The 25,507-nt window shown below is 31.5% G+C and carries 19 protein-coding genes; 11 read left to right on the top strand and 8 right to left on the bottom strand.

Annotation, left to right across the window (positions count from 1 at the left end; genetic code table 11):
• Positions 1 to 9: 9 nt before the first annotated feature.
• The 6 genes from AC3VJB_RS11700 to AC3VJB_RS11675 all read right to left on the bottom strand — a co-directional run bounded on the left by AC3VJB_RS11700 (position 10) and on the right by AC3VJB_RS11675 (position 8,429).
• Complete coding sequence (locus AC3VJB_RS11700) at positions 10 to 2,073, bottom strand: PepSY-associated TM helix domain-containing protein (protein ID WP_437823507.1); 2,064 nt, start codon at positions 2,071 to 2,073, stop codon at positions 10 to 12.
• On the bottom strand, positions 2,073 to 2,375 hold the full coding sequence (locus tag AC3VJB_RS11695; protein ID WP_047787938.1) for a hypothetical protein: 303 nt from the start codon (positions 2,373 to 2,375) through the stop codon (positions 2,073 to 2,075). Before AC3VJB_RS11695 ends, AC3VJB_RS11700 begins: the two co-directional genes overlap by 1 nt.
• 1 nt (position 2,376) lies before the next feature.
• Positions 2,377 to 2,706, bottom strand: a complete 330-nt coding sequence (locus AC3VJB_RS11690; protein WP_047787937.1) for a hypothetical protein — start codon at positions 2,704 to 2,706, stop codon at positions 2,377 to 2,379.
• A gap of 88 nt (positions 2,707 to 2,794) precedes the next feature.
• Positions 2,795 to 5,200: a TonB-dependent siderophore receptor gene (locus tag AC3VJB_RS11685; protein WP_437823506.1), complete on the bottom strand. Its 2,406-nt coding sequence runs from the start codon at positions 5,198 to 5,200 to the stop codon at positions 2,795 to 2,797.
• Positions 5,201 to 5,301: 101 nt separating this feature from the next.
• Positions 5,302 to 6,030 (bottom strand): DUF4198 domain-containing protein, encoded by a 729-nt coding sequence (locus AC3VJB_RS11680; protein ID WP_497667177.1) that lies wholly within the window; start codon positions 6,028 to 6,030, stop codon positions 5,302 to 5,304.
• 50 nt (positions 6,031 to 6,080) lie between these two features.
• The gene (locus AC3VJB_RS11675; RefSeq protein ID WP_497667176.1) at positions 6,081 to 8,429 is read right to left on the bottom strand and encodes a TonB-dependent receptor domain-containing protein; all 2,349 of its coding nucleotides are present in this window, start codon (positions 8,427 to 8,429) and stop codon (positions 6,081 to 6,083) included.
• Between the two features lie 360 nt (positions 8,430 to 8,789).
• Between AC3VJB_RS11675 and AC3VJB_RS11670 the strand changes: the two genes are divergently transcribed.
• The 10 genes from AC3VJB_RS11670 (at position 8,790) to AC3VJB_RS11625 (ending at position 21,260) form a co-directional block, all read left to right on the top strand.
• A complete protein-coding gene (locus AC3VJB_RS11670; RefSeq protein WP_047787933.1) occupies positions 8,790 to 9,947 on the top strand; it encodes a homogentisate 1,2-dioxygenase in 1,158 nt (385 codons plus the stop codon).
• An 84-nt stretch (positions 9,948 to 10,031) separates the two neighbouring features.
• Positions 10,032 to 11,192: a 4-hydroxyphenylpyruvate dioxygenase gene (hppD, locus tag AC3VJB_RS11665; protein ID WP_047787932.1), complete on the top strand. Its 1,161-nt coding sequence runs from the start codon at positions 10,032 to 10,034 to the stop codon at positions 11,190 to 11,192.
• 96 nt (positions 11,193 to 11,288) lie between these two features.
• Positions 11,289 to 12,206: a tryptophan 2,3-dioxygenase family protein gene (locus AC3VJB_RS11660; protein WP_047787931.1), complete on the top strand. Its 918-nt coding sequence runs from the start codon at positions 11,289 to 11,291 to the stop codon at positions 12,204 to 12,206.
• Between the two features lie 102 nt (positions 12,207 to 12,308).
• Positions 12,309 to 13,085 (top strand): DUF3108 domain-containing protein, encoded by a 777-nt coding sequence (locus tag AC3VJB_RS11655; protein ID WP_073182275.1) that lies wholly within the window; start codon positions 12,309 to 12,311, stop codon positions 13,083 to 13,085.
• 94 nt (positions 13,086 to 13,179) lie between these two features.
• Complete coding sequence (locus AC3VJB_RS11650) at positions 13,180 to 14,460, top strand: peptidoglycan DD-metalloendopeptidase family protein (RefSeq protein ID WP_167712739.1); 1,281 nt, start codon at positions 13,180 to 13,182, stop codon at positions 14,458 to 14,460.
• A 2-nt stretch (positions 14,461 to 14,462) separates the two neighbouring features.
• The gene (gene pgi / locus AC3VJB_RS11645; protein WP_281980120.1) at positions 14,463 to 16,034 is read left to right on the top strand and encodes a glucose-6-phosphate isomerase; all 1,572 of its coding nucleotides are present in this window, start codon (positions 14,463 to 14,465) and stop codon (positions 16,032 to 16,034) included.
• Between the two features lie 217 nt (positions 16,035 to 16,251).
• The gene (locus AC3VJB_RS11640) at positions 16,252 to 18,849 is read left to right on the top strand and encodes a TonB-dependent receptor (protein ID WP_047787927.1); all 2,598 of its coding nucleotides are present in this window, start codon (positions 16,252 to 16,254) and stop codon (positions 18,847 to 18,849) included.
• A gap of 102 nt (positions 18,850 to 18,951) precedes the next feature.
• Positions 18,952 to 19,374 (top strand): hypothetical protein, encoded by a 423-nt coding sequence (locus tag AC3VJB_RS11635; RefSeq protein ID WP_047787926.1) that lies wholly within the window; start codon positions 18,952 to 18,954, stop codon positions 19,372 to 19,374.
• A gap of 139 nt (positions 19,375 to 19,513) precedes the next feature.
• Positions 19,514 to 20,242 carry a lysophospholipid acyltransferase family protein gene (locus AC3VJB_RS11630; RefSeq protein WP_047787925.1) on the top strand — a complete coding sequence of 243 codons (729 nt, stop codon included), beginning with the start codon at positions 19,514 to 19,516 and terminating at the stop codon, positions 20,240 to 20,242.
• Positions 20,243 to 20,279: 37 nt separating this feature from the next.
• Positions 20,280 to 21,260: an acyl-ACP desaturase gene (locus AC3VJB_RS11625; RefSeq protein WP_281980118.1), complete on the top strand. Its 981-nt coding sequence runs from the start codon at positions 20,280 to 20,282 to the stop codon at positions 21,258 to 21,260.
• A gap of 100 nt (positions 21,261 to 21,360) precedes the next feature.
• Here AC3VJB_RS11625 and AC3VJB_RS11620 read toward each other — a convergent pair whose 3' ends face one another.
• Positions 21,361 to 22,149, bottom strand: coding sequence for an amidohydrolase (locus AC3VJB_RS11620; RefSeq protein WP_281980117.1), 789 nt, complete (start codon positions 22,147 to 22,149; stop codon positions 21,361 to 21,363).
• 68 nt (positions 22,150 to 22,217) lie between these two features.
• On the opposite strand from AC3VJB_RS11620, the gene AC3VJB_RS11615 reads away from it, so the two are divergent.
• On the top strand, positions 22,218 to 24,974 hold the full coding sequence (locus tag AC3VJB_RS11615) for a PD-(D/E)XK nuclease family protein (protein WP_497667175.1): 2,757 nt from the start codon (positions 22,218 to 22,220) through the stop codon (positions 24,972 to 24,974).
• On the opposite strand, the gene AC3VJB_RS11610 is transcribed toward AC3VJB_RS11615, so the two are convergent.
• A complete protein-coding gene (locus AC3VJB_RS11610; protein ID WP_497667174.1) occupies positions 24,971 to 25,504 on the bottom strand; it encodes a GNAT family N-acetyltransferase in 534 nt (177 codons plus the stop codon). The genes AC3VJB_RS11615 and AC3VJB_RS11610 overlap by 4 nt on opposite strands.
• Between the last annotated feature and the right edge of the window lie 3 nt (positions 25,505 to 25,507).

Below are 25,507 nucleotides of genomic sequence, written 5' to 3'. Positions count from 1 at the left end.
AAGAAGGAATTAATCTTTAATCCACTTATAAATATTAATAATTAAAAATATACTAGCTATTGCTACCAAAAGAAGCATAAATATCTCAGATATATTATTAGCTTCATGAAGAATAGCTTCAAAGAAATGGTACACATTATATAAACCGGCAATACTCGCCCAAACCAGTGAAGTTATCTTGAACCATTTTTTAGAAAGCTCAATAGTTAGCAAACCAAAAAGTAAGCACATTCCTTCAAATAAAATACGATATAAGTGATGTACAATAGGAGCTTCACCTGTTGCACCCTCCATTACTAAAGTTTCATTGTAGTATATATTGAATAGCCCATATATATGGTGAACTATCCAGCCAATTGCTAAAAATATCCAAAGGATACTAATTTTTGTTCTCATCGGTATGTGGTTTTTATCTTTTAATAATTTATTTTTTTCTGTAGTTTGAGCCGTTTTTTTAGCCTCCTCAGCTAACAGTTTTTTACGGTTTTTATAATCTATAGGATGTTTTGTAAAAGCACTTTTAGTCTTTACTTCAGGTTTAATTTTAAGGTATATAAATAATGCAGTAATTGAGATGGCTATCCATAATAAATCAACTGTAAGAATGTCAAACTGCTTAGCTTTGTAGGTGTTCCAAACCCAGTTGTTAGAAACAACACCATTAACAATAGGAATTAAAAATCCAAGGATAGCGCCTGCTAACAAAGTAGTTTTATTTGTGAAATAATTATCTCGTTTAAATCTAAAAAAGAGGGTTGCTAATAACCAAACAACAAAAAACCAAGTGTATAAAATACTCATTTTTTGAGTTTGATATGCTTCGGGTAGTAGCTTAACAATCAAGAAAAATAAGGCTGTTACAGGATACAAAGACAAGCAAATAGCAAGATAAATGTGCCCTATTTTCGCAGTATATAAACGTTGTTTTAAGGTCATACTTTTCTTATTACGAGCTTCAATCCAAATCAACACACCAGTTATAATAACAAAGCATGTAATAAGAGCTAATACAAAATAAATAACTTTTACAGCAATTCCTCCAAAATTTCCATAATGAAGACGCCCTAAAGAAAGCTGCACATCGTCGGTATATTTACTTTCATTGGGATTTCTTATTACTGAAGTTTTATTGGTTTCTAAATCATAAATTACCATTCCCGAACTTAAAAAACGTTCTTTATGATCCAACTCTCCAATAAGAAAGTATTTCATGTTGGTACCTCTATAATTTTTAATTAAAACATAGGTAGGGTTAAAGTGAGACCAGCGGTTGGTGTTTTCTTTCACAAATTCATTTACACTAGGAAGCGTTTTGTTAGTTTCAGCAGCCCATTCATAAGTTTTGCGGTCGGGACGTAAATCATTCATTAATTTTGTTTGATCACCACCGTATAAAAAATTAGCAGGAAGTAAAACAAAAAGACTAAGACAAAAATAAGTTGCAGTAACAGCATACATAAACTGAAAGGGAAGTCCAATAATACCTAATGCAGTGTGTGCATCTGTCCACACTCTTTTTAAAGCAATTTTGGGATTGAACTGATAAAAGTTTGAAATTATTTTTTTCCAGTGAACGATGACTCCGGTAACAATAGCAAACAAAAAGAATAAAGAAACAAAACCAGCAAGGTAAATTCCAATAGTAGGTATTTGAGTAAAGAAATGTAGACGATATAAAAACTCTCCTAAGCTATATTTTTCTACATAAGAAGCAGTTTCTCCAGTATGAATATTTATTGCTTGATAATTTTGATACTTAGCCTCATTAGGGATATTTACTGTGTCTTTTGCAGGATAAGTTAATACATATATTTCATCGTTTTTATCTCCTAAATAAAAACGAATATCTCTACTAGTTAAATGATAGTTTTTAGAGAGTTTTTTTAATAAAAAATCATAATCTATATGTTCTCGAGCAATATTTTTTGAGTGCTTACCTTCTTCCCAAGAAGCAATTTCATCTTTAAAAAGGGCAAATGCGCCTGTAAAAAAGATAATATACAAGGCTACACTTATAACAATACCGCTAACTGTATGTGTGTTAAAGAACACATTGTAATTTCTATTACTCATTATATAAACGGATTTTGTTGGTTTCCTAAATAATAAATTACATATAAGATTATTGAAATTATGAGATATATAACCCAAGCTTTCCATCCATTTTTAAATAGGTAAGGAACAATTAGTAAAGCACCCCAAACAATAAAAATGGTGTAGATAGATGTGATTAGTATTCCTTTTGGGTTTGGTAGCCATAAAACTAAGCACATATGTAGTAAGGCACTTATTACGTATCCACCAATGAGACCTGCAGATATTTTTGCAAATTGTTGCCAAGGGGATTGGTTTAAATATTTGGAATTAGCAGGCATATTAAAAAATGAGTTCTATTAAAAAAGTTAACATAAATAAAGCAGTTAGAAAAGCGTAGTTTATCACTCTTAATGGAGTGATGAGTACGATAAGGCTTAAAAATAAAGAGGCAGCTACAATCCATGTAATAATTCCAGCAGAAAGACCAAAAAAGGTTATTGATAAGAGCAAACTTATCAATAATGTAATTGTTCCAATTATCTTGGTATTACGTTTATTATTATGAAACCATTTTTGTAAGCGGGTGTTCTTAATTAACAATGCTTTTTCAGAAGTGCTGTATAAGGCATAACATCCGATGAAAATAAGGAAAAGAGTAACTGTTTTCATAGTAGTTCAATGAAATAACAAAACCCTGAACATAAAAGTTCAGAGTTTTGTGTTTGCAACATTTAATAATTCAAATAGATATTCATATTTAAAACTTATAACTTATAGTTCCTAGAAAGGCTCTTGGATTTTGAGGAGTAATGGTACTCCATCCTGTATAATATTCTTCGTTTGCTAAATTATTTCCTTTTACACTAATTCTAAATTTATCAACTTCATAATAAATTGAGGCATTAAAAATAGTATAGGCAGGCAGGTAAAAATCACCTGCAGCAGGATAACCTACCATAGTATTATATTTACTTGCACCGTTTAACCCAAAACCTAATCCTACATTTTTAATAGCTCCTTCTTGGAATTTATAATCAGCCCAAAAATTATAAGAAGTTTCAGGGCCTGCTTCAGCTAAACGTTTATCAACTAAATCAGGTCTAGATTTTGATTTTGTTACTTTAGCATCATTATAGCTAATACCACCACGTAAGTTTAATCCGTCAACAGGGTTAGCATTCATTTCTAGCTCAAAACCTTTACTTTTAACAGTAGCGTCTTGTTGTTTATTAGCACCGAAACCCATAACTTTATCTTTAACTGTTATGTCATAATAACTTAAAGTAGTTTCCAGTTTATTATTAAATAAATTTGTTTTTATACCAAATTCTAATTGGTTTGCTTGTTCTAAATCATAAGATTGTAACTTAGAATCTCCGTCAGGGTTGGCGATATCAACAGGAACTCTTTCTGGATTAACATAAGAAAAACCATTTTGATAATTAGCAAAAACAGATAGTTGATCTAAAATTGGTTGGTAAACAATTCCGAATTTAGGAGAAAAAGTAGACTTAGTATATTCTTTTTCATCGTCACTTGGGTCGTTTGCATCACCTTTATAATTAAATCTATCATAACGAACCCCTGCCATTACCGATAGTTCTGGTAAAATGTTTATAACATCAGAAATATAACCGCTAAGAATATTTTGATTGATATCAGAATTAGCTCTTGAAGAGTTGGCTAAAACAGTATCAATATTTGCTCTTGTAGTTGGTAAATTAGGAAAACCAAAAGCAGGTGGTACAGGAATTAATTGCCCTTGAGGGTTTACAACATTAATCCCTTTTGGATCTGTACTATTGTCTAAAACTTGAGAGTCTAAATAATCGACACCAATAACTAACCTGTTTCTTAAAGAACCTAATTTAAAATCACCAGTAAAGTTTTGTTGTAATGTAAGTGTATTTGTTTCTGCATCTGATTTTATAGCATACGTTCCAAACAAATCATTTTGAACATTGTACAAATATGTATAGTATCCTTTAGATTTAGCATTACCGCCAGCTATAATTGTTTGAGAAGACCAATTGTCAGTAATTTTATAAGCTATTTCCCCTCTGTAGTTTTGCGTTGGATTTTTAATAGAGATATCATTATTTGTAAATGATTTATTTCTATCGTAGTTTAATTCTTCTAAATTTTTATAGGTAAGCGGGGCTGACCTGTTTAAAAATAAGAAAGCTTGATTTGTTTGATCTGTTGAAGAAAGTTCATAATTAAAGTTTAAAGTTAACCTATTATTTACTTTGTAAGAAACAGATGGGGCTAAAAATAATGCTTTTCTAAACCCAGCATCTTGAAAGCTATCTTGTGTTTGATATCCAGCGTTTAATCGTAATGAAATGTTTTCATTATCTTCTAAGTTTGTGTTAAGATCTACTGTTAGTTTTTTAAACCCGAAAGAACCTCCACCAACGGTAATATTTCCTCCTGTTCCTTTGTATGGTTTTTTAGTGACAATATTAATTAAACCACCGTAAGATGTTACAGTACTCCCGTATAAGGTAGCAGAAGGCCCCTTTACAACTTCAATTCTTTCAACATTGTCTGGGTTTATAAACCCATTTGTAATTCCAGGAACACCGTTTACTAATTGTGGTTGAACAGAAAAACCGCGGATAGAGTAAAAACCTGCTCCATCACCACCTCTACCAGTAGATGACCATAATTTTTCAACACCTGTTGTATTTTTTAAAGCTTCTTCAAAACTAGTAACAGACTGTGATACTAGTAGTTGATTGGTAACTGTACTATATACCTGAGCATTTTCAATATTTTTCAAAGGTAATTTAGCTACATAAGCTGTTTTCTTTCTTGAGAATTTATTTTTTCTATGAGTGTCAATAGTAACTTCATTAAGTATCTCGTTACCCTCATATAAGGTAATTACTAAGTTTTTTGTACCACTATTAGTACTTATGTTTTTCGTTTTAAAGCCAACATAAGACACTATTAATGTTGTTTCTCCCTTTGTATTAGATAATGTAAAGTTACCATCAATGTTAGTTTGTACTCCATTTTTTGTCCCTTTAACAATAATATTAACCCCTACCAAAGGTTCATTGTTGTTGTCTAGTACAGTACCACTAATATTTCCCTCTTGTGCTACTGTGTTTACCATTACTAAAAATAATAGAATGGTAGTTAATAAGCCCTTCATTTTTTTTCTTATTTAGATTTAATAAATATAATTAAGCAAATGTATTTTAAGAAAAATTAACACCAAAATTTATTTAGAATTATTTTAAATAAATTTTAACACTAGTTTTTTATACAATAAGTCGCACAATGCCAAATAATGTTATAGTTAACATTGTTGTACGTACCAGGTGTCTTTTCTTCATGTGTAGCTTCTACGGTATAGGTAGTCTTTTTAGGTAGTTTAAATGTTACTAATCCTTTTTCATTGGTTTTTTCTTTTACCGACCATTTTCCTTGAGTGAATAAAGTAATTTCTCCTTTTTTAAGGGCAGTGCCTTTGTATAATACTTTTAAGGTAACTTCATCAGCATTTGTATGGTGTTTTGGAGTAACGTCGATAATTTCAATTCCTTCTGGGTTTGTACTTTTTAATTCTGTTATTGATGTACCTACGACAACTCTAGCTTTAGCATGATATTCGGGTTTAAAGGTTGTGTAATCGTATTTTGTAAAATCAAACACTTTTATATTTTTATTGTCAAGTGCAATGGTATATGTTCCTTTTTGTTTAGGAACGAAAGAGGTACTATAATAATCGTCTTTAGCTATTGTTTGTAAAGTTGTTTTAGTTCCATCAGGAGCGATTAACCAAATAGTAAAGTTTTTTACATTGTTATAGTTTTCTCCGCCTACTTTTTCAATTACACCTTCCGAAAACTCTCCAAAACGAACTTTTACTTCGTGTTCGTTGTTTAATGTTCCTGTAGAGCTAGTTTCAATCCAAATATAATGAGCAAAAGAATTGCTAAATACAGCTAAGAATAATAAAGTAAGAATTGATTTTTTCATTTTTTAATAATTTATAAAAACCACCTAAATTTTAGGTGGTTTTTGGGTTGTTAGAATAAGTTATAGGTAAGAGAAATCCTACCATTGATTCCTGGTTCAGATTGCCAATAAAGAAATTTATCGTTTTTGGTGCCAGAATATAAATGTTTATTTAAAATATTATTAATATTTAAAGCAATACGAAGTTTATTATTTTTCCAATGCACTCCACCATCCATTTTAAAATAGTCAGGAAGTTCTGCCTTATTATTGGCCCCTATTGTCCATGAAGTTCTATCTACTAAGTATTGATATCCTAAAGAAATTCCAAAGCCTTTTAAGGCAGAATTTTGATTAAAATTATAGTTTAACCAACCATTGGTAATATGTTTAGCGTGTCCTGCAATTCGAGTTCCTACTGCGTTTGATATGTTTGATTTTGCGATTTTCACATCTGTGTTAGCGTAATTTAATAATAAGTCTAATTCACTTGTAATGTGCGCTTGCATATCAAACTCAAAACCTTTTGATTCAACCTCACCAAGTAAAATACTAAACTGACGAGTAGGGTCGGTAGGATCGCTAGTAGTAATGTTATTCTTATTAATAATGTAAGCACTTAAAGAAGCGTTTATTTTACCATTTAACCAATTGGTTTTTAAACCAGCTTCGTAAATAGTTCCTTCAATAGGGTCAAACCTCTTTCCTGCATTATCAATAGCATCATTTGCTAAGAATGATTGGTCATATAATCCATAAGCGGTAATTTGAGGAGTTATATCAGCACTAAAACCAATTCTAGGAGTAAATTTTTTAGTTGTAATATCTCCTTTAGGAGTTAATTGAGTGTATCTACCCGCTAATGTTAAACGTATTTTATTCTCTAAAAAACCTATTTCGTCTTGAGCGTATATAGAGTTTATTTTTGTTCCATAAGAGTAAGAAGGTGTACGGTCTTTTAAAGGTGTACTTCTATCAAATACAGGAAAAATACGATCTCCGTAAGTTGGATTGTATATATTAAAAGGATTTGTAGGAGTGTCTACTGCACCACCTTGATAAAAATCAGCAAAATACTCTTTATCCGTATAATCAAACCCTCCCATAACTTTATGGGTTACTGCTCCTGTATTAAACTTTCCGTTAGCATATAATTGAAAATATTCACTTTCAGAAATAGCATCCCAAATACTTACACTTCTAATAGCATCACCATTATTTTGCATACTATTTAACCAAGCAGAAGCTCCTTGTTGAGTATACAACATAGTAACATATTTTGCTTCTACTGACCAGTTATTATTAAAGCGATGTGTTAGTTGGTTTAATAAACTAACTTCTTTAATATCAGTGTCAGGAAAATTACTGTCAACCATAGAAAAGTTCTTAGGAAGACTCCCAAATCCTTTATCTAAAGGAGCAAAAATATAAGCAGCTCCTAAAAGAGTGTTTAGTTTTTGAAAAGAAAACTCAGTTAAGAAGTCTGTTTTATCACTTATTTTATATGATAATGAAGGAGCAACACCAATACGTTCACTATCCTCAAACTTTCTATGACTTCCAGTGTTTTGATATAAAACGTTCAAACGAGCTAGTAAACGCTTATCACTTGTTAAAGATCCACCAAAATCTGCCGCAGCTCGATATGTATCAAAACTGCCTGCCATTAAGTTTATAGACCCTATTTTTTCTTCGGTAGGTTTTTTTGTAACCACATTATAAAAACCACCAGGTTCACCCGCAGCCATCATAAAGCCTGAAGGTCCCTTGACAAATTCTATACGATCTATCATAAAAGTATCTTCAGACAAAGGCCCCCAAGAGTCTTGAATATTTACACCATTCCTAAAAGCTGGTAATCTAAACCCACGCATGTTAATACGTGCGAAATTCCCCCAATGTTCTATGTTACTAACCCCACTTACATTCCTAAAAGCTCCTTCGAGCATATTTGTAACAAGTTGATCTTGTAAAACCTCTGAGCCAACTACCTGAATGTTTTGAGGTAGTTGTTTAATAGGTGTTTGTAAGCGTAAAGAATTAGAGACCTTCTTCTTAGCGTATCTGTTTTTTACTCCATTAATGGTGATTTCGTCTAACTCATCGATAGCTTCTTTAAGAAGAATCCTACCAAGATTTTTAGATTCATTATTTTTAAGTCTTACTGTAATTGATTTTTTCTCAAAACCAACCATTGATAAATTAATTACATACTTACCTTTTTTTAAGCTTTTAAACTCAAACTCTCCTTTTTCATTACTAATAATTCCATGATTTGTAGAACTTAAAGTTATATTCACAGAAGAGAGGAAGTTATTGTTTTCTGATACAATAACACCCTTAATAGAGCTGTTTTGAGCGACTATTGATGTTGTAATAAATAAAAACAATACCAACAATATGGGTATGATTTTTTTCATTTTTTATTATTATTTAGATTTAATAAAGTTATTTTATGAGGCAAAAGTATTTTAACAAAACTTAATGTCAAAACTTATTTAGATTAATTTTAAATAAAAAAATCTAAAATTTTGAAATTTAATGAGATATCAACATCTTTTTAATTTTGGTATATTTGTAAAGCACAACTAAAAAACCTATTTAAAATGCATTGGAAAGACCTTTTAGCGCATTTAAAGTTCATGATAAAAAGGAACCCGGAATAGCTATTGTTGTTTGGTTTTGAAGTTTAGCTACTATTAATATAAATGATAGGCTAAATAAAGAAAGAGAGTTAATTATATAATTAACAAATTGTTGAATAATCAAATTAATTAAAGATGCCTTTTTATCATAAATTAGGAAAAATTCCACATAAGCGACATATCCAGTTTCGTAAAGAAGACGGAAGTTTATATTACGAACAATTATTTGGTACAATTGGTTTTGACGGAATGTCAACCAATAGTTATCATGAATATAGACCAACAATGGTTAAAGAAATTCGTAAGCAATACTCTATTGCTCCGAAAGTAGCAAAAGAAAATAATATCCAATCGTATCGTTTTAGAGGTTTTCAAGTTCCGCAAGAAAATGATTACTTACAAAGTAGAAAAGTAGTACTTACCAATTCTGACTGTAATATCATCTTATCGGCTCCAAAAGAATCTACTAAAGACTATTTTTATAAAAATACGGATGCAGATGAGGTAATTTTTATTCATAGAGGGACAGGAAAATTACGTACAATGCTTGGGAACTTAGATTTCAAGTATGGAGACTATTTAGTAATTCCTCGCGGAGTTATTTATAAATTGGATTTTGATACAGAAGACAACAGGTTGTTTATTGTAGAATCGTATCGTCCAGTTTACACCCCAAAAAGATACCGTAACTGGTTTGGTCAATTATTAGAGCACTCGCCATTTTGTGAGCGTGATATTCGCAGACCAGAAGAGTTAGAAACGCATAACGAAAAAGGAGATTTCATTATCAATGTAAAGAAACAAAACGAAATTATTGAAATGGTATACGCAACACATCCTTTTGATGTTGTTGGGTATGATGGATATAACTATCCTTATGCTTTTTCAATTCATGATTTTGAACCAATAACAGGGCGTATACACCAACCGCCACCAGTACACCAAACATTTGAAACGGATGCTTTTGTAATTTGTAGTTTTGTTCCGAGGCTGTATGATTATCATCCAGAGGCTATTCCTGCACCATACAATCATAGTAATATTGACTCTGACGAAGTATTGTATTATGTTGATGGAGATTTTATGAGTAGAAATGATATAGATGCAGGTCATATTTCTTTACATCCAGCAGGTATTCCTCATGGGCCACATCCAGGAGCTACAGAAAGAAGTATCGGAGAAAAAGTAACTGAAGAACTAGCAGTAATGGTAGATACTTTTAAACCTTTAAAAGTAACTGAAGAAGCTATGAAAATAGCAGATGAAGATTATTATAAATCTTGGCTAGAGTAATTCAGTATATTAATGAGACAATTTGAAAATGTGTCAATTCAATTTTCAAATTAACTAATTATCAAATTTTCAAAATAGAGAAAAATGTCAAAAGAAATAAAATCAGTAAACTACGGTTTAGAAAAAATATTTGAAGGAGCGCAAGACTTCTTACCACTTTTAGGAACAGATTATGTAGAGTTTTATGTTGGTAATGCAAAGCAAGCAGCACACTTTTATAAAACGGCTTTCGGTTTTCAATCATATGCTTATAAAGGTTTAGAAACAGGGTCTACAGAAGAAGTAAGTTATGTTATTAAGCAAGACAAAATTAAGCTGGTTTTAACAACACCATTAAATAGTAAATCTCCAATTAATGATCATATTGTAAAACATGGTGATGGAGTTAAAGTGGTAGCGCTTTGGGTAGAAGATGCAAGAAAAGCATACGAAGAAACAACTTCACGTGGTGCAAAATCGTACATGGAGCCTACTGTAGAAAAAGATGAGCACGGAGAAGTTGTAAGAGCAGGGATTTATACGTATGGAGAAACAGTTCATATGTTTGTTGAGCGTAAAAACTATAACGGAACATTTTTACCAGGTTTCCAAAAATGGGAATCAGATTATAATCCACCAGCAGCAGGATTAAAATATATCGACCACATGGTAGGTAATGTTGGTTGGAATCAAATGGATGTTTGGGTAAAATGGTATGAAGATGTAATGGGGTTTGAAAACTTTTTATCATTTGATGATAAGCAAATTCATACAGAATATTCAGCGTTAATGAGTAAAGTAATGTCTAACGGAAATGGAAGAATTAAATTTCCAATAAATGAACCAGCTGAAGGAAAAAAACGTTCTCAAATTGAAGAGTATTTAGATTTTTATGAAGGAGCAGGAGTACAACACATTGCGGTTGCTACTGATGATATTATAAAAACAGTAAGCCAATTAAGGTCTCAAGGAGTAGAGTTCTTATCAACACCACCAGAAGAATATTATAAAGCAGTTCCAGGAAGATTAGAAGAATTTAGTCACGAGCTAAGAGAAGATATTGAAAAGCTAAAATCTTTAGGAATTATGATTGATGCTGATGAAGAAGGATATTTATTACAAATTTTCACAAAACCAGTAGAAGATCGTCCAACTTTATTCTTTGAAATTATTCAAAGAATGGGAGCCCGTGGTTTTGGAGCTGGAAACTTTAAAGCATTGTTCGAATCAATTGAAAGAGAACAACAATTAAGAGGAACTTTATAGACTAAGATAGATAATAGAAAAAAGAGAAAAGAAAATAGATAGTTAGACTGTCTGTTTTCTCTTTTCTCTTTTCTTTTTTCTCAAAAAAACAAGAAAATGAGTAAAGAAGAAATATTAAAGGCAATAGAAGAAAAATACGATAAGTTAGGAGTTCCTGTAGAAGCAATGCTAGAAGGACTGCTATGGAGTGAGCCAATAACTTATTGGGATTACATACAAACAGATGCACTTTTAGGATTGCAAATTCCTAGAACTACGTTACCAGATGAAATGGTTTTTATCATGTATCATCAAGTAAATGAACTGTTGTTTAAAATGATTTTGTGGGAAATTGACCAAGTAGCAAAAGCAGAAGAAATTACACCAGATAAATTCTCAAAGCATTTAATGCGCATAAGTCGTTATTTTGATATGTTATGTAGTTCTTTTACAGTTATGGGTGATGGAATGGATGTAGACCAATACTTAAAATTCAGAAACACATTAACACCAGCAAGTGGTTTTCAAAGTGCACAATATCGTAAGATTGAATTTGCGTCTACCGATCTTATTAATTTGATAGATGCTCGTTATCGAGATACAATTGATAGAAATTCATCATTTAAAAATGCCTATGATCATTTATATTGGCAAGCAGCAGGTAAAAATTATACAACGGGTCAAAAAACAACATTATTAAATTTGTTTGAGAAAAAGTATATGGGTGAATTTATAGATTTTATGGAAGATTATAATGACTGTAACCTTTCAAAAAAATTCAAACAATTACCTGAAGAAGTTCAAGCAAATGAAGAACTAATAAAAGCAATGCGTCACTACGATTATACAGTAAATGTAAAATGGGTAATGGCTCATTACAATGCAGCAGGAAAGTATTTAGGGGGAACTGATGGGGATTTGGAAGCCACAGGAGGAAGTAATTGGAGAAAGTATTTACATCCAAAGTACCAAAGAAGAATTTTCTTTCCATACTTATGGAGCGAAGAAGAATTAAAAAATTGGGGAACTTTTTAAATTCTAGTAACAAGAAGATAAAAGAAGCATAATGTTCTGTTAAACAGTTTTTTTAATTTTTGGAATGGTAATTGTCTATCAATTTTCATAAGTTTGAACATTATGAGAAAAAGAATATTGTTTTTTACATTTTTAATCGTTGCACAAAGTTTTTTTGCACAAAGTCAACCAAAAGCATACAAAAGCGGAGAGTGGCTCCGGTTTGATATGAGTTATAGTGGTTTTTTAAAAGCAGGAACAGCTGTTTTACAACTAAAAGAGAAGAACCTAAATAACCAAAAAGTACTACATGCTATAGGAACAGGTAAAACAACTGGTGTTATTAGTTGGTTCTTTAAAGTTGATGATAGATATGAAAGTTACTTTGGAATTGACAAAGTTGAGCCCTACTTATTCAAAAGAAAAATAGATGAGGGCGGACATAAAAAAAATCGACATATAACCTTCAATCACAAGAAAAAAACAGCGTACGTACAGGATTTCCGTAAACAAAAAGATACGTTAATTTCTATTAAGTCTCCTCAAGATATGATTTCTACGTTCTATTTTTTAAGAAGTCAGAATACAAAAAAATTAAGAAAAGGAGATGAAATTAAGCTTGATATGTTTTTTGATAATAAAAGTTACCCTTTTAAATTGCGTTTTTTAGGCTATGAAACATTAAAAACAAAATTTGGTAAAGTAAAAACACAAAAATTTAGACCATTAGTACAAGCAGGTAGAGTTTTTAAAGCTAAAGAAAGTGTTACCATTTGGATTTCGGCAGATGATAATAAAATACCAATAAAAATGAAAGCTTCTTTAGCCGTAGGTTCTTTACGTGCAGAATTAGATGCTTATAAAGGGTTAGCAAATCCTTTTGAAATAATTGTTGATTAAAAAAATATAAGCTGTTTAAGAATTGTTAAAGTGAGAGAAAAAATACTATTTATTTGTACTTTTGCGCATAAACTCAAATTTAAAGCAGCTTTTTTTGAAAAAAATCATTTTTACATTCATTATTTTATGTCTTTTCTTTTCGTGTAAAAAAGAAAAGAAAGTAGTCGTGCAAGAGCCCGTTAAAATAGAAAAACCTAAACCTGTTATAGCTTACGGGTTTAATTTAGATAACTATAAGGTTATTAACGATACTATAAATAATGGAGAAAGTTTTGGCGTTATTATGGATAGACACCATGTAATGTACCCAAAAATTAATGAGATAGCGACTAAAATTAAAGATACTTTTGATGTAAGGAGAATACGATCTGGAAAGGCGTACACAATTTTAGCTTCAAAAGATAGTTTAGATCAGGCTCAAGTTTTTATTTACAAACATAATAAAGTAGAAGCTACAGTTATAGATTTTAAAGACTCAATAATATCTGCATATAAACATAGAAAAAAGATAAAAACTGTTGAAAAAGAAATAGCTGGTGAAATTTACTCTAATTTATCTGTAACAATGGATAGTCTACAGTTAAAACCAACGTTAACGAATACTGTAGCAGATATTTATGCTTGGACCTTAGATTTTTATCGTTTGCAAAAAGGAGATACATTTAAGTTGATATATGAAGAAAAGTTTATTAATGATACTACCTTTGTTGGCTATGGTAAAGTCAAAGCAGCTATTTTTAAACATAACGGAGAAGATTTGTATGCTTACAGATATGTAGCCGATTCAATAAAAAAAATTCCAGAGTATTACGATCAGGAAGGAAATATGTTACGAAGAGCATTTTTAAAATCACCAATTAAATTCCAATATCGAATTTCTTCAAGATACAATTTAAGAAGACGAATTAAGTTATATGGCAATAGAGTAAGACCACATAAAGGAACTGATTTCGCAGCTAGGTATGGAACTCCAATTATGACTACAGCAAGTGGAACTGTTGTAGAATCAACAAGAAGAGGAGGAAATGGTAATTATGTGAAAGTAAAACATAATAGTACCTATACGACACAATATTTACACATGAAAAGACGTAATGTTAGAGTAGGAGATTATGTGAAGCAAGGAGATATTATAGGTTGGGTTGGTATGACAGGTAACACAAGTGGTCCGCATGTTTGTTATCGTTTTTGGAAAAATGGACGACAAGTAGATCCATTTCGTGAAAAATTACCATCAGCAGAACCTTTAGACCCTAAAATAAAACCAACGTATTTAGAGTATATAAAACCACTTAAAAGACAGTTAGATAATATAAAATTACCACAACCTGAACCACTTTCATTTAAAGAAAAAGAAATTTTAGCTACTAATTAATTATGCCCTTACAAAATATAAACCCGACAAAGACAAATGCTTGGGAGAAGTTAATAAAACATTTTAATGAAGCGAAAAATTATGAGCTAAAAGAACTGTTTCGTAAGAATAAAAACAGAAAAGATAATTTTTCTATTTTGTTAGATGAATTAAGTGTTGATTATTCTAAAAATAGAATAACTCAAGAAACAATCGACTTATTAATTTCTTTAGCAGAAGAAGTCGAATTAAAAGATGCTATTGAAAAATATTTTTCAGGAGACAAAATTAATGCTACGGAAAACAGAGCAGTATTGCATACAGCTTTAAGAAGTAGTACAGACCTACCCGTTTTTGTAGGAGGAAAAGATGTAAAGCCTAAAATTAAAACAGCTTTACGAAAAATGAAAGCTTTTAGTAATAAAGTTATTTCAGGAAAATGGAAAGGGTACACAGGTAAGTCAATAACAGATGTTGTTAATATAGGTATTGGAGGATCTGACTTAGGTCCAAAAATGGTTACAGAAGCATTACAGTTTTACAAGAATAAACTGAACATACATTTTGTGTCAAACATTGATGGAGACCATGTCTCAGAAATTCTTAAAAAAATAAACCCAGAAACAACACTTTTTATAATAGTTTCCAAAAGTTTTACAACACAGGAAACAATTAATAATGCTAATACAATAAGAGATTGGTTTTTAAAACATGCAACTGTTTTTGATGTTTCTAAACATTTCGTTGCAGTCTCTTGCAATACTGAAGCTGTTGATAGTTTTGGGATTGATAAAAAAAATATATTTCCAATGTGGGATTGGGTTGGCGGACGCTTTTCTCTCTGGTCAACCGTAGGTTTATCAATCTCTCTGTCTATAGGGTTTGAAAATTTTAAAGAATTATTAAAAGGAGCCGAAAAAATGGATGACCATTTTAAAACTGCTGACTTTAATAAAAATATACCAGTTGTCTTAGCTCTTTTAAGTATTTGGTATAATAATTTCTTCGATTCTGAAACCGAAATGGTATTGCCATATAGTGAATACTTAGAAAAACTTCTACCATATTTACAACAAGCGGTGATGGAAAGTAATGGTAAAGATGTTGATAGAAACGGAAATAAAGTTGATTATCAAACAGGAACAATTGTTTGGGGTGGAACAGGTGTAAATTCTCAACATGCCTTTATGCAATTATTACATCATGGAACTAAGTTAATACCTGTTGATTTTATTGGATTTAAAAAATCATTACATGGTTTAGAGGAGCATCAAGAGAGGTTATTAGCTAATTATTATGCGCAACAAGAAGCACTTGCATTTGGTAGAACAAAAGAAGAAGCACACTTGGATTTAAAAGCAAAAGGTCAGTTAAGTCAAGTAAATACACTTTTACCTTACAAAGTATTTAAGGGGAATCGCCCTAGTAATTCTATAGTTTTTAAAAAACTAACTCCTTATTCTTTAGGAATGCTTTTAGCTATATATGAACACAAAATTTTTACTCAAGGAGTTATATGGAATATATTTTCATACGATCAATTTGGTGTAGAATTAGGAAAAGAACTAGCTCAAAAAAAACTTACAAACGATTAAGCTCTAGTTAATCGTATCTCTTATACTTTTTTTAACTTATATATAGATTTTGTTAACGATAACTTTAGGGGTTAAATTGTTGTTGTTCAGTTTTTAGAGTTTTTTTTTAGATATGGTAAGATCTTAATTTCTTGTTAAAACTTAACATTAAGTTAATATTAGCACTAATGAAAAGCAGGATATTTGCACCTGCATTTAATAACAATTAGATTAAAAAATGAAAACATTTAAAAATGTATTACTTGTAGCTTTGTTCTTTGTAACGGCTACGGTTTTAGGTCAAACAAAAATTACTGGTACAGTAGTTGACGAAATGGGGGAACCATTGCCAGGAGCTAATGTTGTAGTAAAAGGGACTACAAACGGATCTGCTACTGATTTCAATGGAAAGTTTATGCTAAACGCTAGTTCTAATTCAGGAATAGTAATAGTGTCATTTGTTGGGTATACTAACAAAGAAGTGTCTTTTTCAGGAGGGTCAGACCTAGGAAATATCGCTTTGGAACCATCTAACACTTTAGATGAAATTGTAATTATTGGTAAAGGAGTTATCGATTTAGCAGGGGGCAGGAAAACACCAGTTGCTGTTTCTACAATTAAGGCAGCAGAAATCCAAAAGAAGATAGGAACACAAGATGTTACTATGGCTTTAGTAAATACTCCTTCGGTATATGTTGCAGGTCACTCAGGAGGTTTTGGAGATTCAAGAATTTCCGTACGTGGATTTGATCAAACAAATACGGCGTTCTTATTAAACGGACAACCAATTAACGGTATGGAAGATGGTAAGATGTATTGGTCTAACTGGTCAGGAGTTAACGATATTGCTTCTGCAATACAGATTCAGAGAGGTTTAGGAGCTTCTAAATTAGCTATTTCTTCTGTTGGTGGTACAATGAACTTTGTAACTAAAACAACTGACAAGAAGGAAGGAGGATATTTTTATGCTGGTACAGCAAACGATAATTACTACAAGGTATCTGCTGTTTACAACACAGGTATGAGTGAAAGTGGATGGGGAACAAGTGTAATGCTTTCTCATTGGCAAGGAGATGGGTACTTTGATGGTACTAAAGGTCAAGGTCAAACTTATTTTATCTCTGTTGGTTATAAGCCAAATGATAAGCATAGTTTTAACTTCTTACTTACAGGAGCACCACAATGGCATGATCAAAATTTTGCTCAAAGTATTGAAACTTACTTAGATAAAGGAGTGAAATATAATAATAACTGGGGTACTTATAATGGTAAGTACATGACAGAGAGAAGAAACTTTTATCATAAGCCAGTTCTAAACTTAAACTGGGATTATAAAATATCAGAAGTGTCAAATTTATCTACTGTTTTATACGCTTCATTTGGTAGAGGTGGAGGAACAGGAAATAGAGGAGCTAGACAAAGAACTGCTGAGGGGCTTATAGATTATGATGCAATTTATGCAAATAACGCTGCTGCGGGAGGTGTAGGAATGTTTGGTAATGATACTTATATTACTAGGTCATCAGTTAACAATCATGCGTGGTATGGTTTAGTATCAAACTTCGAACATGATATTAATGATAATCTTACTTTCAATATAGGAGCTGATCTTAGAACATATTATGGAACTCACTTTAGGCAAGTAGCTGATTTTCACGGTTTAGACTCTTGGACTGAAGATAGAGATTTAAAAGATAATACTCACAATAGAGTTGGTCCTACTGTAGCTGTTACAGCTACTGAAAGCTTTGGTACTAACCCTTGGTCTGCAATGTTTAACGGAGCTGAGGAGAATCAGAGAATTGATTATGATAATAGTGAGAGAATTACTTACGGAGGAGTGTTTACTCAACTTGAATACTCAAATGATAATATGTCTGCTTTCTTTCAAGGAGCTATCTCTAATCAACAACACCAAAGATTTGATAGATACGATTATTTACCAGAGCATGAAGAATCTAAGAAAATTAACAACTTAGGCTATAATTTAAAGGCAGGACTTGGTTTTAAAATGTCTGAAAAAGGATCTTTCTACTTTAATACAGGTTATTACTCACGTCAACCTTACCATGATAATATTTTTAATAACTATGATAATTCTATCAACCCAAGTTCCCAAAATGAAGATATTTTTGGTTTAGAAATGGGGTATAGCTTTAAATCAGAATTCTTTAGTGCAAATGTTAACTTGTATAACACTATCTGGAAAAATAGAGTTGAAGCAACATCACGTTTAAGTGGTGGTGTTCTTACAACTACTGAAACAACAGGTCAAAGTCAGTATCATAAAGGAATTGAATTAGATTTTGTAGCTAAGCCATTACAACAATTAGATGTTAGAGGTTTTGTTTCATTAGGTGATTGGATATATTCAGGAGAGGTTACAACTAGAACATTAGATGAAGATAGAAATGTAACTGGAGCTAGTACAGTTGTAGATGTAGATGGAGGTAAAGTAGGTGATGCAGCACAGTTCACACTAGGTCTTGGTTTTGACTATTCTATTACAGAAAATTTAAGTATAGATTCAGATTATAGATTCTATGATAAATTATACGCCAACGTTGGTGCGGTTAAAGAAAACTTAGAGTTACCTTCTTATGGTTTATTAGATGCAGGAGTGTCTTATAAATTAAGATTAGGTGAAGGAACTAAATCTTTAGACTTTAGAGCAAACGTTAATAATGTTTTAGATAAAGAATATCTTACAGAATTAAGAACTAACAATCCAGTTGGAGCGGGAACAACTAATACATATAAAGGTATTGATACTAGTAACCAAGGTTATTTTGGTATGGGTACTACATGGAACTTCTCAGTAAGATATAACTTCTAATTATTTCAAATTAGAAATAAATTGAAAACCACCTCAAAAGAGGTGGTTTTTTTATGCAGAAAATTCAGTACTTTTACAAGTACAAAAAATTAACAAATCATGATGAAAAATTTGCACTCTTATTGGGCATATATTGTATTAGCAGTTTTAATATTTACGGTAGTAAATGCTATTATAGGCTTAGTACAAAAAAAAGAATTTACCCATAAAGAGTTCCGTTTAGGTTTATTTACTTTAATCACAACTCATATTCAATTATTAATAGGCTTAGGATGGTATTTTATGTCTCCTTGGTATCAAGCATTAAAAGCTAATGGAGGAGAGGTGATGAAAGAACCAGCAGCAAGATTATTGGCAATTGAACACCCATTAACTATGATTATTGCTATAGTGTTAATTACGATAGGATGGTCTAAACATAAAAAACAAGTAAAAAGCGAAGCCAAGTTTAAAACCTTTGCTATCTTTTACGGATTAGCGTTGTTATTAATTCTCTCAAGAATTCCTTGGAATAATTGGTTTTAAGATAAAATTATAGTCCCGCTTCCGCGGGATTTTCTATTTTTGCGGACTAGTAAAGTTTTAATAATGAAATCGGTATGTTTTTGTAACGGTTTTAGTTAGTAAAAAAAGAAACTAGTAAACAACAAAACAACTAAATAGAATGAAGGTTTTAAGTTATATTTTATCATCAATCTTTGCATTGGTGTTTTTCTCTTTACTATTAATTTTCCATCCAATACAATGGTTAGGGTTAAAACTCTTTGGTCAAGAAGGACACCAAAATGTAGTAAATATTATGAATTGGTTCCTAATAAAATCTTTATTGATTTTAGGAGTTCGAGTTGAGTTTGAAAACAAACACAAGTTACCAAAAAACACAACGTTGATTTTTGTAGCAAATCATCAAAGTACATTTGATATTCCGCCAATAATTTGGTACCTTAGAAAACACTACCCAAAATTTGTATCAAAAAAAGAGCTAGGGAAAGGAATTCCCAGTATCTCTTTCAATTTAAAATATGGAGGAGCTGCTTTAATTGATAGGAAAGATCCTAAGCAAGCCTTATCTGAATTAGGTAAGTTCGCCAAACGAATTAATAAAAATAAATGGTCTGCCGCGATTTTTCCGGAAGGAACAAGAAGTAGAACAGGAAAACCAAAGGTATTCTCTGTAAACGGGCTTAAAATGATAGCTAAATACAATCCACAAGCTTATATCGTTCCGTTATCAATAAATAATTCGTGGAAAGTATTTAAATACGGAAAATTTCCATTAGGAATAGGAAGTCCTATAAAGATCCAGACTCACGAACCTATAAAAGTAGATAGCTTACCGTTTGATGAGTTAATTACCAAAGTGGAAGCAACAGTTAAATCTGGAATACACTAAAAACAAACAACAATAAATATAACCCTTAAATTTTATTATGTCATTACAAAACATACGAAAGGAAGTAATGCAAACGCTGGAAAAAAATATAGACAGTTTTGTAGACAAATTCTTAATGCCAATTGAAAAAATTTGGCAACCAACCGATTTTTTACCTAATTCTCAAAAAGATTCTTTTATCGATGAAGTAAAAGAAATTCAAGAAATTTCAAAGGAGCTTGACGATGATTTTTGGGTGGTTTTAGTAGGTGACACAATCACTGAAGAAGCTTTACCAACCTATGAATCATGGTTGTTAGATTTAGATGGAGTAACACAACAACCAGACAATGGTTGGGCAAAATGGATTCGTGCTTGGACAGCTGAAGAAAATCGTCATGGAGATGTGTTAAATAAGTATTTATATCTTTCAGGAAGAGTAAATATGCGTGAGGTAGAAGTATCTACACAGCATTTAATTGCTGATGGATTTGATATCGGTACAGCAACAGATCCGTATAAAAACTTTGTCTACACTAGTTTTCAAGAGCTAGCAACGTATATTTCGCACTTAAATGTAGCAAAAATAGCGAAAAAGAAAGGGCACAAAGCTTTGGCAAAAATGTCTCGAATTATTGCGGGAGATGAAATGCGTCATCACCTAGCGTATACAGAGTTTGTAAAGGAAATCTTCAAGATTGACCCAAGTGAAATGATGTTGGCATTTCAACACATGATGAAACACAAAATAGTTATGCCTGCAATGCATTTAAGAGAATCATTTGGGGAGAAAGGAAGTCTGTTTGACGATTTTTCAACCGTTGCGCAACGAATAGGTGTATACACCGGCTTTGACTATGTTGATATTATGAGAAAACTAAATGAAGCTTGGGAAATAGATAAGATTACTAATTTAACTCCAGAAGCAGAAAAAGCACGAGATTTCTTAATGAAGTTACCAGATAGAATGTATCGAATCACAGAACGTATTGTAGTACCAGATACTAAGTTCAATTTTAAATGGATGATTCCTGCATAAACTGATTAAGTAGCGTCATTACGAACGGTAGTGAAGTAATCTTCTGGTTTATGGTTATTCTACAAACAGATTACTTCGTCATAAACTCCTCGTAATGACGTTATTTTTTAATAACAAAGGCATCTCTGTCATCTAAAAAACAAAAACGCTTGCGTGTTTCTATTTGTTTATCTTTATCTAACTCAACAATTAATATTTCCTCAGTTCCTTGGTTATTTTTAGCTAAACAATTTCCTAAAGTATCGTAACAAACCGTATTTCCAATATATTCATAACCGTTAGCGTCTACACCTACTCTATTTACTCCAATCGTATAACTCATATTTTCAATAGCACGCGCTTTTAATAAGCTGTCCCATGCTTCAATACGCGGTTTAGGCCAACTTGCCACATAGAGTAATAAATCGTAATTTTCAGTATTTCTGGCCCATACAGGAAAACGTAAATCATAACATATCAACGGATAAATTCTCCATCCTTTATAGTCAATTATAATTCTTTCAGTTCCTGCAGAAAATACTTCATGTTCGCCTGCCAGCGTAAATGTATGTTTTTTGTTATACGAATCTATTTTTCCTGAAGGATGCACAAACAACAAACGATTGTAAAAACAATCATTTTCACGAATAACAATACTGCCTACAATAGCTGTGGATTTTTTTTGAGCCAAATATTGTAGCCATTGAACAGTTTCACCCTCCATAGTTTCAGCAACAGTTGAAGCATTCATAGTAAAGCCAGTAGTAAACATTTCTGGTAAAACGACTAAATCAATTTCATCTGACAAACTATTGATTTTTTTTTTAAATCGTTTTCTGTTTTCTGTTGGATTTTCCCAAACCAAATCCGATTGAATCAAAGCTACTTTTAAAGTATTCGTTGTGTTCATAATCATATATTGTCTGTACTATCAAAAGTAGGATAAAAATTGTACTTTGCTTACAAGAAAACCAAGGTATGCAGTCTTTTATCTCAGAAACGTTAGATACTATTTTACAAAACACCAAATCGTTTGAAAATGTTGTGTTTATATTGCCTTCACAAAGGGCAGGAGTTTTTGTAAAAGAAACGTTTAAAAAGAAAATTTCGGCAGGTTTTTTACCAGAGATTATCAATATTGGTGATTTTGTTGAAGAAATTTCAGAAATGAAAAAGGTAGACTCCGTCCAGCTCCTTTTTCATTTTTATACAATTTATAAAAAACAAGAAGAAGCCCCAGATTCTTTTGATGTGTTTTCATCATGGGCATTTACGGTGTTGCAAGATTTTAATGAGATCGATCAGCATTTGATTAACACACGAGAAATATTTGTGTATTTGCGAGACATTCATCGCTTACGAAAATGGTCAGTAAAGGGAGAGTTTCAAGAAACTGAACTGATGAAAGATCATTTTGCTTTCATGGAAAAGTTGAATAAATATTACGATGCTTTTTATCAGTTTTTACTTGAAAATAATATCGGATACCAAGGGGTTTTATATAGAGAATCAACTAAAAAAGTAACGGATTTTATCCATAGAAATCAACAGAAAAAATACTTTTTTATCGGGTTCAATGCATTAAATGCAGCGGAAGAGTTCTTGTTTGAACAATTTTTATTAAACGGAAAAGCAGAAGTTTATTGGGATGTTGATCAAACATTTTATGAAAGTCAGCATCAAGCAGGAAGTTTTTTAAGGAAATATAAAACCCGTTGGAAATACTATCAGCAGAACCCAATTAAAACGATTAAAGAATATTTTTCTGAAAAGAAACATATTGAGGTTATCGGAGCTTCAAAAAACATCACGCAGATAAAATATGCAGGAGAGATTTTAGCTAAACTTCCTAATTACAACAATACAGCATTGGTTTTGGCAGATGAAACTTTGTTGCCAATTACCTTAAATTCATTACCCGCAACTGTAAATGCAGTTAACATTACAATGGGATACCCTTTAAAAGATGTGCCTACTACAAGTTTAGTATTTGCTATTTTCCACCTATTTATAAATCAAGAAAAGTTAGAAAAGAAGAAAGAAAATCTTTTTTATCATAAAGATGTAATTCGATTAGTAAAAGATACCACCATTTATCGATTATTACAGATTGATGAGCAAACTAATATAGCCGATACACTTTCAGAAGCGATTGCTAAAGAAAACAATACGTTTGTTGGTCAAGAAGAGGTTGTAACATTTTTGTCTGTTGTAAGTGAAGAAATAAAGAAAACTATAACGACAATTTTTAATCCGTTAGTATCAATTAGTGAGTTTTTAAACAGAATTATAGAGTTAATTAACTTGTTGAAGGAAAATACTAACGAGTTAGAAAAAGAGTACTTATTCCGATTTTATACTGCATTTACTCAGTTACAAAACTTGCATAATGAGTTTGGTTATGTACAAGATTTAAAAACCTTACATCAGTTTTTTAGACAACTAATACAATCGGAAAGTTTATCATTTCAAGGAGAACCTTTACAAGGGTTGCAGTTAATGGGAGTATTAGAAACACGTGTATTAGATTTTGAAAATGTTATTATAACTTCTGTGAATGAAGGAGTTTTGCCTGCCAATCAGCAACAAAACACGTTTATTCCTTTTGATGTAAAGATTGAATTTGGGTTGCCAACCTACAGAGAAAAAGATGCGCTATTCTCCTACCATTTTTTCCGATTGTTACAACGTGCTAAAAACATTTACATTTTGTACAATACAGAGCATGATGTATTTGGAAGCGGAGAAAAAAGTCGTTTTGTAACGCAGTTAGAAATGATGCGAGACGATATTACCGAAAAAATAGTGAGTCCTAAAGTAGTAACATCGCCTGTTCAATTAAAAGAAATTCAGAAGGATGAAAAAGTTCTTGAACGCTTACAAGAATTAGCTCAAAAAGGGATTTCTCCATCAACATTAACCAATTATTTGTACAATCCGATTGCCTTTTACAAACAGAAAATTTTAAAAATTAATCAACTAGACGACGTTGAAGAAACAGTTGCTGCAAATACGATGGGAACTGTTGTGCATGATACCTTAGAAGAATTATATAAACCCTTTGAAGGAAAATATTTGCAATTAGGAGATGTTGAAAATATGCAGAAGAAAACCAAAGAACTCGTAACTTTTTATTTTTCAAAACATTTTAAAAACGGAGATTTAACTACAGGAAAGAATCGATTAATTTTTGAAGTTGCAAATCGTTTTGTAGAGAATTTTTTACTAAAGGAAAAACAATTGCTGAAAGATGAGAATAACCAACTAAAAATAATTGCTACTGAGCAGGAATTGTCTTCAGAAATAAAGGTTGAAGGAATTGATTTTCCAATAAAAATAAAAGGAATTGTCGATCGAATTGATGAACTCAACGGTGTTACTAGAGTTATTGATTATAAAACAGGAATGGTTGATAGCACGAACTTAAAAGTACTCGACTTTGAAGTGATACGCGATTTAAAATACCACAAAGCCATTCAGGTAATGTTATATGCGTTTTTATATACTCAACACACACAATTTAATTTTGAGAAACGATTGGCAGCAGGAATTATCTCCTTCAAAAATTTAAAAAGTGGCTTTTTACAGATGAATTTCTCATCTAATTATCGAAAACCTGATAACGCTATTACAGAAGAAAGATTAGAAGAATTTATAGCTGAAATAAAGAATCTGTTAACGGAATTATACGACCCGACAATCAATTTTATTGAGCCTACCGATTTACCTTATTAAATCTTTAAATAAACAATTTCCCAATCTTGGTCGTTACTTGTGTAGGTTTTTAAAGTTCTAAAACCAATCGCTTTATGTGCATTGATAGATCGAGTGTTTTTCTTATCAATTTCAGTAATGATAGAATCGTATATTTCAGAGAATTCTTCTTTCATTTTAGTATATAAACCTCTAAAAATTCCCTTTCCTCGGTAATGCTTGTCTATACAAACTTGCCCCATTAAAATATAAGGTTTAGCACCCTCTGAAGTAGTGTCTATTTCATCAAACATAGGAATGAGAATAGGGATGTCATTTCTGAAAATTTTAGACATGGATAAAGCATAACCAACAACAAGTCCGTTACTTTTTGCAATAATATGCGGATGTACATCATTCATTTTTTGCAGTAATTCCAAATCATGATGAACGGTAACAAAACCTTGTTCTTTTTTGTCTATTTCTGATAAATTACCAGGCAAGTTTTGTTGTTGTAACTCTAATATTTGAAGTAATTCTGTTGGGTTGGTTGCGGTAGTAAACTCAATCATAAT

The sequence above is a fragment of the Tenacibaculum sp. TB-53 genome, assembly GCF_059716285.2.
This window is presented reverse-complemented; position numbering and strand designations above follow the sequence as displayed.

What these genes read in the sequence shown, in the direction of transcription:
- AC3VJB_RS11700 (WP_437823507.1), bottom strand. Translation starts at nt 2,073, where the DNA reads ATGAGTAATAGAAATTACAATGTGTTCTTTAACACACATACAGTTAGC.
- AC3VJB_RS11695 (WP_047787938.1), bottom strand. Translation starts at nt 2,375, where the DNA reads ATGCCTGCTAATTCCAAATATTTAAACCAATCCCCTTGGCAACAATTT.
- AC3VJB_RS11690 (WP_047787937.1), bottom strand. Translation starts at nt 2,706, where the DNA reads ATGAAAACAGTTACTCTTTTCCTTATTTTCATCGGATGTTATGCCTTA.
- AC3VJB_RS11685 (WP_437823506.1), bottom strand. Translation starts at nt 5,200, where the DNA reads ATGAAGGGCTTATTAACTACCATTCTATTATTTTTAGTAATGGTAAAC.
- AC3VJB_RS11680 (WP_497667177.1), bottom strand. Translation starts at nt 6,030, where the DNA reads ATGAAAAAATCAATTCTTACTTTATTATTCTTAGCTGTATTTAGCAAT.
- AC3VJB_RS11675 (WP_497667176.1), bottom strand. Translation starts at nt 8,429, where the DNA reads ATGAAAAAAATCATACCCATATTGTTGGTATTGTTTTTATTTATTACA.
- AC3VJB_RS11670 (WP_047787933.1), top strand. Translation starts at nt 8,790, where the DNA reads ATGCCTTTTTATCATAAATTAGGAAAAATTCCACATAAGCGACATATC.
- hppD (WP_047787932.1), top strand. Translation starts at nt 10,032, where the DNA reads ATGTCAAAAGAAATAAAATCAGTAAACTACGGTTTAGAAAAAATATTT.
- AC3VJB_RS11660 (WP_047787931.1), top strand. Translation starts at nt 11,289, where the DNA reads ATGAGTAAAGAAGAAATATTAAAGGCAATAGAAGAAAAATACGATAAG.
- AC3VJB_RS11655 (WP_073182275.1), top strand. Translation starts at nt 12,309, where the DNA reads ATGAGAAAAAGAATATTGTTTTTTACATTTTTAATCGTTGCACAAAGT.
- pgi (WP_281980120.1), top strand. Translation starts at nt 14,463, where the DNA reads ATGCCCTTACAAAATATAAACCCGACAAAGACAAATGCTTGGGAGAAG.
- AC3VJB_RS11640 (WP_047787927.1), top strand. Translation starts at nt 16,252, where the DNA reads ATGAAAACATTTAAAAATGTATTACTTGTAGCTTTGTTCTTTGTAACG.
- AC3VJB_RS11635 (WP_047787926.1), top strand. Translation starts at nt 18,952, where the DNA reads ATGAAAAATTTGCACTCTTATTGGGCATATATTGTATTAGCAGTTTTA.
- AC3VJB_RS11630 (WP_047787925.1), top strand. Translation starts at nt 19,514, where the DNA reads ATGAAGGTTTTAAGTTATATTTTATCATCAATCTTTGCATTGGTGTTT.
- AC3VJB_RS11625 (WP_281980118.1), top strand. Translation starts at nt 20,280, where the DNA reads ATGTCATTACAAAACATACGAAAGGAAGTAATGCAAACGCTGGAAAAA.
- AC3VJB_RS11620 (WP_281980117.1), bottom strand. Translation starts at nt 22,149, where the DNA reads ATGAACACAACGAATACTTTAAAAGTAGCTTTGATTCAATCGGATTTG.
- AC3VJB_RS11615 (WP_497667175.1), top strand. Translation starts at nt 22,218, where the DNA reads ATGCAGTCTTTTATCTCAGAAACGTTAGATACTATTTTACAAAACACC.
- AC3VJB_RS11610 (WP_497667174.1), bottom strand. Translation starts at nt 25,504, where the DNA reads ATGATTGAGTTTACTACCGCAACCAACCCAACAGAATTACTTCAAATA.